11 protein-coding genes are annotated in these 8,634 nt (G+C 66.2%); all 11 read right to left on the reverse strand.

What is annotated here, in order from left to right:
- Window positions 1-7: 7 nt before the first annotated feature.
- Window positions 8-334, reverse strand: a complete 327-nt coding sequence (gene cutA / locus WEG36_08070) for a divalent-cation tolerance protein CutA (protein ID MEX1257557.1) — start codon at window positions 332-334, stop codon at window positions 8-10.
- Window positions 335-349: 15 nt separating this feature from the next.
- Window positions 350-2,212, reverse strand: a complete 1,863-nt coding sequence (locus WEG36_08075) for a long-chain fatty acid--CoA ligase (GenBank protein MEX1257558.1) — start codon at window positions 2,210-2,212, stop codon at window positions 350-352.
- 106 nt (window positions 2,213-2,318) lie between these two features.
- Window positions 2,319-2,732, reverse strand: a complete 414-nt coding sequence (locus WEG36_08080) for an OsmC family protein (GenBank protein MEX1257559.1) — start codon at window positions 2,730-2,732, stop codon at window positions 2,319-2,321.
- A 7-nt stretch (window positions 2,733-2,739) separates the two neighbouring features.
- Entirely contained in the window at window positions 2,740-3,183 is a 444-nt protein-coding gene (locus WEG36_08085) for a tetratricopeptide repeat protein (protein ID MEX1257560.1), read from the reverse strand.
- A 106-nt stretch (window positions 3,184-3,289) separates the two neighbouring features.
- Window positions 3,290-3,928, reverse strand: coding sequence for a hypothetical protein (locus WEG36_08090; protein ID MEX1257561.1), 639 nt, complete (start codon window positions 3,926-3,928; stop codon window positions 3,290-3,292).
- 28 nt (window positions 3,929-3,956) lie between these two features.
- Window positions 3,957-4,376, reverse strand: coding sequence for a 6-carboxytetrahydropterin synthase QueD (gene queD / locus WEG36_08095; GenBank protein MEX1257562.1), 420 nt, complete (start codon window positions 4,374-4,376; stop codon window positions 3,957-3,959).
- 58 nt (window positions 4,377-4,434) lie between these two features.
- Window positions 4,435-5,157, reverse strand: a complete 723-nt coding sequence (locus tag WEG36_08100) for an SDR family oxidoreductase (GenBank protein ID MEX1257563.1) — start codon at window positions 5,155-5,157, stop codon at window positions 4,435-4,437.
- A gap of 5 nt (window positions 5,158-5,162) precedes the next feature.
- Window positions 5,163-5,774: a GTP cyclohydrolase I FolE gene (gene folE / locus WEG36_08105; protein ID MEX1257564.1), complete on the reverse strand. Its 612-nt coding sequence runs from the start codon at window positions 5,772-5,774 to the stop codon at window positions 5,163-5,165.
- Window positions 5,761-6,177, reverse strand: coding sequence for a 6-carboxytetrahydropterin synthase (locus WEG36_08110; GenBank protein ID MEX1257565.1), 417 nt, complete (start codon window positions 6,175-6,177; stop codon window positions 5,761-5,763). The genes folE and WEG36_08110 overlap by 14 nt, the downstream gene beginning before the upstream one ends.
- A 375-nt stretch (window positions 6,178-6,552) precedes the next feature.
- Window positions 6,553-7,425, reverse strand: coding sequence for a deoxyribonuclease IV (locus WEG36_08115; GenBank protein MEX1257566.1), 873 nt, complete (start codon window positions 7,423-7,425; stop codon window positions 6,553-6,555).
- A 3-nt stretch (window positions 7,426-7,428) separates the two neighbouring features.
- On the reverse strand, window positions 7,429-8,634 hold a 1,206-nt coding region (locus WEG36_08120; protein MEX1257567.1), incomplete at its 5' end, for a class II fumarate hydratase.

An 8,634-nucleotide genomic window follows, 5' to 3' on the forward strand; every position in this document is an offset into this window, starting at 1 on the left:
GTTCGTCTCAGGATTCGGGCTCGGTGGACCGGCCCACCCATTCCAGGTATTCCGGGTGACCCGCCACAACTGGGAGGGCCAGGATCTCCGGCACGTCGTACGGATGGAGCTCCGCGACCCTCCGCAGGAGCCGGGGAAGCACATCGTCCCCGGTCTTCAGGATGACGAGCTGCTCGGTCTCTTCCTTCGTTTTCCCTTGCCACCGGTAGATCGAAGTCACACCCGGAACGACGTTTCCGCAAGCGACCAACCGTTCTTCGAGGAGCGCGCGGCAGAGCTGGGCGGCCACTTCTCCGTCCGGAACCGTCACCAAGACGACTCGCGCCTCCCTCATTGGATCGCCGCCTCTTCACCAGGGGGTGAAAAAAGTCCCCGCCTCGGCCTCGTCCTCGTAAAGCGCGTCCACGACCTGTTGGTAACGCTTTTCGACGACTCGCCGCTTGACTTTCTGCGTCGGCGTCAGCGACCCATCCTCGATCGTGAAGGGAGTATCGAGCAAGACGACCTTCTTGGGACGTTCTACTCGGGACACGCCTGCGAGCTCTCGCTCCAATTCGCCTTCCAGGAGCGCATGCACCTTCGGCGAAGTGAGGAGCTCGCGGTGGTCCTTCGCGGCGATACCGTTCGCGCGGGCCCACTCCTCGAGGTTTGAAAACTCAGGCACGAGGAGCATCGAGATGAACTTGCGCCGGTCCCCCAGAAGGACGGCCTGATCCACGAAACGGTTCTGCTTGAGGACGTTTTCGATGGGCTGGGGCGCGATGTTTTTCCCTCCGGCCGTCACGATAATGTCCTTCTTGCGATCCGTGATCCGGAGGAAACCGTCGGCGTCGATCTCCCCGACGTCCCCCGTGAGGAACCAGCCGTCTTCGGTGATCGCCTCGCGTGTCGCCTCGGGATTTTCGAAGTACCCTTTCATGACCTGCGGGCCTCGCACCAGGATCTCACCGTCGGAGGCGATTCGGATCTCCGTCCCCGCGACCGGCTTTCCCACCGTACCGATGCGAAAGTTCGCGGGGAAGTCGAGCGCGCTGTTCACGTTCGTGACGGGACTGGTCTCGGTGAGCCCATACCCCTCGAGAATCAAGATTCCCGCGGAGAAGAAAAACTTGTTGATCTCGGGGGAGAGGGGGGCACCCCCACTCACGAAGAATTTCAGCTTTCCCCCGACCCCCGCGTAAACCTTTCCAAAGACGAGGCGCCGGGCGATGCCATAGGCGAACGAGGTGAATAACCCAGGCTCTCGCCCCGCGAGCCTGTCGTCCGCCCAACGGGCCCCGACCCTCCGCGCCCAGGAGACGAGGGCGCCCTGTATCCCCCCCGCGTCCGTGATTCGCGCGTAAACTTTCTCGTAGAGGCGGGGCACGGAGACGACGATCGTGGGACGGACGGCCTTCAGGTCCTCCGCGACCGCATCCAGTCCACGCCCGTAGGCGATCGCCGCCCCGGAGCTGAAGAGGAGATAATCCACCATCCTCTGGAAGACGTGCGAGAGAGGGAGGAAGGAGAGCGTCGAGTCTTCGTGGGTCACCGGAATCGCGCGGAGAGCGGCGAGCACGTTCGAGTGGAGATTGTTGTGGGTCAGCATGACCCCCTTCGGGTCCCCGGTGGTTCCGGACGTATAGAGAATCGTGGCCGTATCCTCGGGACGGGCGGAGCCGGCGTCCGCCCGGAACTCCTCTTCGGTGCTCCGTGTCCGCTCCCCCTCCCCACGCCCGAGGAACTCGCTCCACTCGATCGCGTCGCCGCGCGAGTTGGGGGGCGGAGTGAAGACCACGACCCCCTCGAGCGCCGGACACTTCGCCCGGATCTCCTCGATCTTCGCCAGCTGGTCCACATCCGACACGAAGATGAGGCGCGCACCGCAATTTGCGAGGATGTACGCGATCTGGTTCGGTGTGAGGCTCGCATAGATCGGGATATCGATCACCCCGGCCGTGAGGCATCCGTAGTCCGCGAGTGCCCATTCGGGACGATTCGGCGAGAGGATGGCGGCCCGATCTCCCCGTTCGAGTCCGAGCGCCCGGAGCCCCGTCGCCACCTTCCAGACGGTCCTCAGCACCACGGTGTAGGAGATGTCCGTCCACCCGCTCCTCGTGTGGAACTGGAAGGCTGGAGCCTCCCCGAACCGGTCCACGGCTCCGAAGAAGAGATCCACAAGGGTCCCCTTCGGAAGCTCCGCGGGATTGCTGGCTTCGTCGCGGGTTACCATGGGGTGGGCTCCTCACCTCTCGCGAAGGGGTCCCGGCGCAGATTCCCCGAGCGCCAGGGGTCGCGGAAGCCGCTCCGCGGCGCCCGCCGGGGGGCCGTCCCTCGGCCTACGCGAGGGAGGCCGAGATCCGCACGTCCATGTCGGAACGGAGTGTGTGGAAGACGCTGCAGTATTTGTCCCGAGAAAGCTGCACGGCGCGCTCGAGCTTCGGGAGGTCCTTCTCCGTCGGCCCTTTGACCTTGAAGGCGAGCTCGATCGAGATGAAGCGTCTCGGGGGCTCCGGAGCCCGATCCCCCGCCATCTCGACCACGATCTCTTCCACGGCGATCCGACTCTTTTCAAGGATCACCTTCACGTCGATGGCCATGCACCCGGCAATGCTCATCAGGAGTGTTTCCGTGGGCGACGGCCCCGCCTTCGATACGCTGTCCATCAGAATCGAACCGGAGGTCGGGGTCTTCCCCTCGAAGACGAGGTCGCGGCCGGTCCAACGCACCGTCGCTTTCCTCCGATCGCCCATGGTGCCCTTACCTCCCCGGCTCCGGAAAGAGCGAGTCGGACTCCCCCCTGAGCTGGCCCAACGTGGCGCGGGCGTGCGCGACGTGCTCCCCTGCCTCCGGACCACGAGGAGGGTTGGCCAGAAAGGCTTCGAGGTGCTGGACCGCCTCCTTGTCCTCCCCGCGCCTGAGAAGGAGATACGCGAGGCCGTAATGGGCACCGGCCGCGCCGGGATCCTTCTGGAGGACATGGCGATAGGTCTTCGAGGCTTCTTCGGTCATGCCAATCCGCGTATAGGAGATCGCGATCTGCTGGAGGACCACGATGTCGCCGGGGGCCTCCTTCAGGGCGAGGCGGAACGAGGTCAGTGCCTCATGGAAACGCCCCTCCCGCAGGAGTGCGAGGCCTTCCTCGTAATAGTCCACCTTCTCGGAGTCGTCCCCGCCTCCGAGGAGCTTATTCCACCAGGCCATGGCGTCCGGAGCGATGGGGAGCTGATCCTGAGGCCGCTCGAAACTAGTGGAGCGCCCTGGGGCCACGCAACGTAGGTGTCACGGGCCAGAACTTGCGGCTTGCCAACTACTTCAGGGCTCCCACGAGGGCGCTTTTGTCCCCTGCGAGGACCTGGAGGCCGGCCCCCTCCATTGCACCCCTCCCCTCCGAGGGAGGATCGAGGAGGACGAGGCGGGAGCCGGGGGCCAGGACCCTCCCTCCTTCATCGAGAACCTCCATCCCGGCGCGACCCTCCAGGACGACCCCCCGGAGCGAGCGGGTTCGGAACGGGAAGCGGGCACCGATTGCCATCCGGCTGACCCCTTCGAAGCCGGCGGAATCCTCCAATCGGGGGTGGGCCGCGAGAATCTCGAATCCGTCTCCCATCCCTGAGAGGGCTTCCGCGTTGCCGACGGAGCGCCCCGTCAGAAGGATGAACCCGGATCCGACGGTGAGTCCGAGGAGGGCGGCCAGGGCGAGGGCGGCCTCGGGGTCGGACGCGCTCTCCGGCGTCCCTCCCTCCGCGGCCACACCCCGCCCCCCACCTCCCGGAGCGGGGCGGAGGTCGCCGAACCCTTCCCGGACGGGATAACGCGCTTGGCAGTTTGCGCAACCGAAAAAGCCCTCGAGAACCCGTCGGTTTTCCAGGCGGTCAGCGACCAGGACGAGGCCAAAATCGGGCCCGCAGTGGGGACAGGCGAGCCGCTCCGTGACCAGAAGGTGCATGCGGGCCGCGGCCTCCGGCGAGGCCTCCTCAGGTTCCGGTCGGATCGGGAGTGCGGGGAGCCGGAACCGGAGCCGAGGGAGCGCCAAACTGCGCCCACTGGGTCGGAGTCTCCCAGACGCGGGCGTAGAGGAGCCCTCCCGCGATCTCGCCGGGGAGCCTGGCTTTCAGCGATTCGTAGAAATATCGGGCCTGGTTTTCGGCGCTCGTCTCGACATCGCGAAATTGCGGGAGGTCGTTCAGGTTCTGGTGGTCGAGTCCTTCGGCGAGCTCGCGAAGGTGGCGCTTCAGCTCCACGAAGTCGAAGGCGATCCCGGCGCGGTTCAACGTCGGGGTCTGGAGCGCGACCTCCACGATGTAGCGATGTCCATGAAGGCGCTCGCACTTTCCTTTGTAGTTCCGGAGAAAGTGCGCCGAATCGTAATGGGCCTGCACGCTGACCGTATACATCGTCCGTCTTCGCTTTCGTGCTGGTGACGAGGATTCTCGGTCGGGGTCATTTCCCCGATCAGGCTCGCTCGATCGGTAGGTAGGGGATCTGCACTTCGGGCGGCCGGGTCGCGACGAAGACGACGGCCTCGGCGACGTCCTCCGGACGCAACATCTCGCTCCGGCTGGGAAGCTTCGGATTTTCGTCCGGATCGAGCGGATCCCAGATCGGAGTGTCCGTCGCGGCCGGTTCGAGGAGTGTTGCCCGAACGCCGCTTCCCTTGAGCTCCGCGAGGAGGACTTCGTGGAATCCCCGAAGCCCGAACTTCGAGGCGGCATACGCCGCGTTCCCGCGAAGTCCCTTTCGGCCCCCGACCGAACCGATCAGGACGAGGGTACCCCGCCCGGCCCGCAGAAGTCCCGGGAGAACTTCGCGCGCCGTCAAGATCGCCCCACGGAGGTTCACGTCGAGGTGGCGGTCGAGCTCCCCTACCGTGAGAGCATCCGCCCGCTCGAGCGAAAAAACCCCTGCGGAAGCCACCACGAGATCCGGCGGGCCCTCGGCGAGCTCCTCAAAGCGCGCCACCGATCGCCGGAGGGCCCCCGCGTCGGTCACGTCGCAGGGAAGCGCCCAACCCCCGATCTCCTCGACGAGAGCCGCGAGATCCGCCTCGCTCCGGCTCACGGCCCCGACGCGCACGCCGGACCGCGCGAGGGCGACGGCGACGGCTCGTCCTATCCCCTTGGACGCGCCCGTCACGAGCGCCGAGCTCCCCGCCAGGGCATCTTCTCGTCGCGACACGGTCGTCAGCTGAGCGGGTGGTGCTCGCTCTGGCAGAGGCGGAGAAACTCGTCCCGCGTCCGCGCATCGTTCAGAAAAGACCCCCGCATCGCCGAAGTGATCGTGTAGGAGTTTTGCTTCTGGACACCCCGCATCATCATGCAGAGGTGATAGGCCTCGATTACGACCCCTACGCCCTGCGGTTCCGCAACATCCCAGAGGCTTTGGGCGATCTCCTCGGTGAGGCGCTCCTGCACCTGGAGACGCCGCGAAAAGAGGTCCACCAAGCGCGCGGTCTTCGAGAGGCCGAGGATCCGGCCGTTCGGGATGTACGCGACATGCACCTTCCCGAAGAAGGGGAGCATGTGGTGCTCGCAGAGCGAATACATCTCGATGTCCTTCACGATCACCATGTTGTGATGGCGCTCCTCGAAGAGCGCATCCCCGATGACTCCCCGCGGTGACTGCTCGTATCCCTGCGTGAGGAAGCGGAGCGCTTCCTCCACCCGCTGGGGGGTCTTCAGGAGCCCGGGGCGTTCGGGATCGTCCCCGAGCTTCAGGATCACCTCGCGGATCAACTCCGCGATCGGGACGTCGGCGAGCCTGTGCTCGGTGGAAACCACTTCAGTCGCCTTCATATTCGGCTCGGTTCCTCGGAGTCTCGCGCAGTGTGAGGCGCTTCAGAGCCACCCCCTCCGGAAGCTCCGGGAGGAGTCGGTTCCAGATCGCCACGACCAGATTTTCGCTCGTCGGATTGATCCCCTTCATCCAGGGAACATCCACGTTCAGGTTTCGGTGATCCAGATCCCGGATGACGTGCTCCTCCGCGATCCGCTTGAGCTCCTTCAGGTCCACGACGTACCCCGTCTCGGGATCCACCTCCCTCTCCACCGTCACGTCGAGCTCGTAGTTGTGTCCGTGCCAGTTCGCGTGCGCACACTCGCCGAACACCTCGAGATTGCGCTCGTCGCTCCAGTCGTCCCGGCGGAGCCGGTGCGCGGCCGAAAAGTGCAGCGTTCGGGTCACCTGGACTCGAGGCATCCGGCCTCCGTCGGGGGAAGTCGGTGGAGAAGGGCCCGGCGATACCCCTGCCGGGCGCGATCGGTCCGGCGAACGAGGCCGCGCCGAGTGAACCGCCGGACCAGGCAGCAGGCCCCCACCCTCGACAAAAAAGGCCGGCACCCTGTGGGATGCCGGCCCAAGCCGTCTGCATCGGGGGGGTAAAATTGAAGCCCGGGTCGTACTTCTGGTGACCTCCCCTCGACTTCCGAAGTCCCCTTTCGGGGCGGGACGTCCGTCTCGGGAGTCAGTCCCGGCTTCTAGTGCGTTGGCTCAATTCTCGAGCCCCCCGACACATCCGGACCGGCAATATAGGGGGGTCGGGGGTGAAGCGTAAAGGATGGAAAGCGGACCCGGTCATCCCGATCGCCGGAAGCTCCTGAGCAAGGCGAGATTTTCGAGGTCGAAGGTCACGAGGTCCTCGCTCTTCGGCGTCTCCAGGATCTTCGGGACGCCGGCGAAACGATCGTCCGTCATGAGGCGCCGAAATGGTCCCTCGCCCAGCGTCCCCTTCCCGATGTGCTCGTGCCGGTCCTTCCTGGACCCGAGCGGATGTTTCGAGTCGTTCATGTGAATCAGGCCGAGGCGAGGGAATCCGAGAACGGAGGCGAATTTGTCCCATACGCCGTCGAAGTCGTTCACGAGATCATAACCCGCGGCGTAGGCGTGGCAGGTGTCCACGCAGACGCCGACCCGCTTCCGTTGCTTCGCCGGAATCCCCGCGAGAATCGCCGCGAGTCCCTCGAAGCTCCCCCCGACCGAGGTCCCCGATCCCGCCGTCAGCTCGAGGAGAACACGCGTGGGCCCGTCCACCGCCTCCAATGCCCGGGTCACCCCTTCAGCGTTCCGCGCCCACCCGCTCTCCATCTCCCTGTCGGTCGCGTTCCCCGGATGGGTCACGAGGAAGTCGAGCTCGAGCGCCGCGCAGCGGGCGAGCTCCTTTTGGAAGGACTCGCAACTCCGCTCCCAGAGCTGGGAATCGGGGCTCGAGAGGTTGATCAGGTAGGAGTCGTGCGAGCCGGCCACTTCAATCGTCCACTGCGCGCGGGCGACGTGAAAGGCGGCGGCGCGCTCCTCCGCGATCTCGGGCTCCTGCCACCGGTTGGGTTGCTTCGTGAAGAGCTGGAGGTTGACCGCCTGGATGTCCCGCGCCCGCTGGGGTGCGAGCTCGACGCCGCCCGCGGTGGAGATGTGCGCCCCTAGCTCGTCCACGACGACCGGTTTCGGCATCGTTTATTCTCCCCGCCCGCCGGGGAAACCCGGCTCGGTCATCTCCCGCACGTTCAGGGCTTCGTCCACGGTCGCCGGATCGAGGAGCCCGAGCTCGAGCACGACATCGCGTACCGACCGCCCCTCGCGCGCCGCCCGCTTCGCGACCTCCGCGGCCCGGTCGTACCCGATGTGGAGGTTCAGGGCGGTGGCGATCGCGGGATTCCGCTCGAGGAGCTCCTTCGCACGGGCCTCGTTCGCCCTGATCCCGCGGACGCAGCGGGCCGTGAAGGCCCGGCACGCACCCGCGAGAAGGGCGGCAGACTCGAGAAAGGTCTGTGCCATGACGGGCATCATGACGTTCAGCTCGAAGTTTCCGCGCCCGCCCGCCAAGGTGATGGTCGTCTGGTTTCCGGCGACCCGCACCGCCGCCATCATCAGCGCTTCCGCCAGCACGGGGTTCACTTTCCCCGGCATGATCGAGCTCCCCGGCTGGATCGCGGGAAGGAGGATCTCCCCGATCCCGGAAGTCGGGCCCGAGGCCATCCACCGGATGTCGTCGGCGATCTTGAGGAGGCTCGCGGCGACGGTGTTGAGGGCGCCATGTGCCTGGACGAGCCCGTCCCGGGCGCCCTGCGCCTCGAAGTGATTCACGGCTTCACGGAAGGTGAGCCCGGTCTGCTTCGAGATCCGCGCGATCGTCTCTTTCGCGAAGCCCGGAGCGGTATTGATCCCGGTTCCGGTTGCCGTTCCGCCGAGCGCCACCTCGGCGAGCTCCTCCGATCCGGCGCGGACCCGCGCGATCCCCAGCTCGACCTGGCGGGCGTAGCCGCCGAACTCCTGGCCGAGGCGGACCGGCGTCGCGTCCATGAGGTGGGTCCGACCCGACTTGAGCACATGGCCGAGCTCGGCGGCCTTCTCGAGGAGGGCGGCGTGGAGCTCCTCGAGCGCCGGGACGAGATCCTCCTCGAGAGTAAGGCGGGCCGCTAGGTGGATGGCGGTCGGAATCACGTCGTTCGACGACTGCGCGAAGTTCACATGGTCGTTGGGGTGAACCTTCCCCGCCTTTCCGTCGAGCGCGAAGGTAGCGAGCCGCGCAATCACCTCGTTCGCGTTCATGTTGGACGAGGTCCCCGACCCCGTCTGGTAGACGTCCACCACGAACTCGGCGTCCCATTTCCCTTCCGCCACCTCGCGCGCGGCGGCGGCGCTCGCCGCCGCGCCCGGCCC

The sequence above is a fragment of the Gemmatimonadota bacterium genome, from assembly GCA_040882465.1.
Classification (GTDB): Bacteria; Gemmatimonadota; Gemmatimonadetes; order Longimicrobiales; family Gaopeijiaceae; genus JBBEBG01.

Excerpts from the sequence above, each read along its gene's own strand:
- cutA (MEX1257557.1), bottom strand. The coding sequence starts at position 334 with ATGAGGGAGGCGCGAGTCGTCTTGGTGACGGTTCCGGACGGAGAAGTG.
- WEG36_08075 (MEX1257558.1), bottom strand. The coding sequence starts at position 2,212 with ATGGTAACCCGCGACGAAGCCAGCAATCCCGCGGAGCTTCCGAAGGGG.
- WEG36_08080 (MEX1257559.1), bottom strand. The coding sequence starts at position 2,732 with ATGGGCGATCGGAGGAAAGCGACGGTGCGTTGGACCGGCCGCGACCTC.
- WEG36_08085 (MEX1257560.1), bottom strand. The coding sequence starts at position 3,183 with ATGGCCTGGTGGAATAAGCTCCTCGGAGGCGGGGACGACTCCGAGAAG.
- WEG36_08090 (MEX1257561.1), bottom strand. The coding sequence starts at position 3,928 with ATGCACCTTCTGGTCACGGAGCGGCTCGCCTGTCCCCACTGCGGGCCC.
- queD (MEX1257562.1), bottom strand. The coding sequence starts at position 4,376 with ATGTATACGGTCAGCGTGCAGGCCCATTACGATTCGGCGCACTTTCTC.
- folE (MEX1257564.1), bottom strand. The coding sequence starts at position 5,774 with ATGAAGGCGACTGAAGTGGTTTCCACCGAGCACAGGCTCGCCGACGTC.
- WEG36_08110 (MEX1257565.1), bottom strand. The coding sequence starts at position 6,177 with ATGCCTCGAGTCCAGGTGACCCGAACGCTGCACTTTTCGGCCGCGCAC.
- WEG36_08115 (MEX1257566.1), bottom strand. The coding sequence starts at position 7,425 with ATGCCGAAACCGGTCGTCGTGGACGAGCTAGGGGCGCACATCTCCACC.